Origin of the sequence: Vibrio genomosp. F10 str. 9ZD137 (assembly GCF_049974785.1) — a bacterium.
Taxonomy (GTDB): Bacteria; Pseudomonadota; Gammaproteobacteria; order Enterobacterales; family Vibrionaceae; genus Vibrio.
In genome coordinates, this window is sequence record NZ_JBNGCJ010000775.1 from 1 (window position 1) to 1,326 (window position 1,326).

At 46.1% G+C, this 1,326-nt stretch carries 1 protein-coding gene; it reads left to right on the forward strand.

Going from position 1 to position 1,326, the window contains the following annotated elements; genetic code table 11:
* A partial coding sequence (locus ACP45E_RS18100) for an ATP-binding cassette domain-containing protein (RefSeq protein ID WP_141707408.1) occupies positions 1-1,158 on the forward strand: 1,158 nt, incomplete at its 5' end.
* Between the last annotated feature and the right edge of the window lie 168 nt (positions 1,159-1,326).

Sequence of the window (1,326 nt, forward strand, 5' to 3'; positions counted from 1 at the left end):
GTAGGCAGCTACGCCGGTGAAGCCATTGAACATATCAAAACCGTTCAAAGCTACAGCCACGAAGAGCAAGAAAAGAAAGCGTTCTCGATTGAAGTGGAAAAAGCATTTGAAATTGGTCGCCAACGAGTAAAACAGCGCGCTATCTTAATTTCGGGCGTTATTGTGATTGTATTCAGTGCGATCGCAGGGATGCTTTGGGTAGGTGGAAGTGATGTCATCAACGGTAATATGTCAGCGGGGGATCTCGGGGCTTTTGTCTTTTATGCCATTATGGTTGCCTCATCTCTGGGGACAATCTCAGAAGTGCTAGGCGAACTCCAACGGGCAGCGGGCGCAACAGAAAGGTTGATCGAACTGCTTCAAGTGGAAAGCAATATTGTCGCGCCTAATCGTAATACTCGGTCACCAGTTAGCTTACCAGCCGAAGTGGTATTTGAGAATGTCACTTTTCACTACCCGTCAAGACCTGACCAAGCAGCCACCGATAACCTTGTTCTAAGGGCAGAGGAAGGTAAGGTTTTAGCGCTTGTCGGGCCATCAGGAGCGGGTAAAACCACGCTGTTTGAGCTTCTTCAACGGTTTTACGATCCACAGAAAGGTCTGGTCACTCTTGGCGGTATCGACCTACGTGAGTTTGATCCTTATGAGCTACGTCAACAAATGGCACTGGTTCCTCAACAGCCTGCGTTATTTAGCCACGATGTATTTCATAATATTCGTTACGGCAACCCCGATGCCACTGATGAACAAGTGATCGACGCGGCGAAAAAAGCCCATGCGCATGAATTTATTATGAATTTGCCTCAGGGGTATCAAAGCTTTCTTGGTGAAAGAGGAGTACGTTTATCGGGTGGACAAAAACAGCGGATTGCTATTGCGCGTGCGATCTTAAAAGATCCTAACATTCTATTGCTAGACGAGGCGACGAGCGCACTAGACAGCGAAAGTGAGCATCATGTGCAGCAAGCGTTGAAAGAGTTGATGCGTGGAAGAACGACGCTCATTATTGCTCATCGATTATCGACAATTAAGCATGCCGACCAAATAGCAGTGCTCGACCAAGGGCGATTAGTCAATGTTGGGGATCACCAATCATTACTAAACAGCTGTGAGTTGTATCAACGATTGGTTGAGTTACAGTTCAAGCACATGTCTTAGTTGAAGAATCTCAAGCTAGAATGTAAAAAAGAATCAGCATCTGTTTGTGATGAAAAAGGCCACTAAATTAGCGGCCTTTCTAGTGAACCGCCTATTTCATTATAAACCTTGAACGTATTGGTCGTTGGTTCTAATCGTGACGAGCTGTTCTAGATTCTGTCGAGAGCC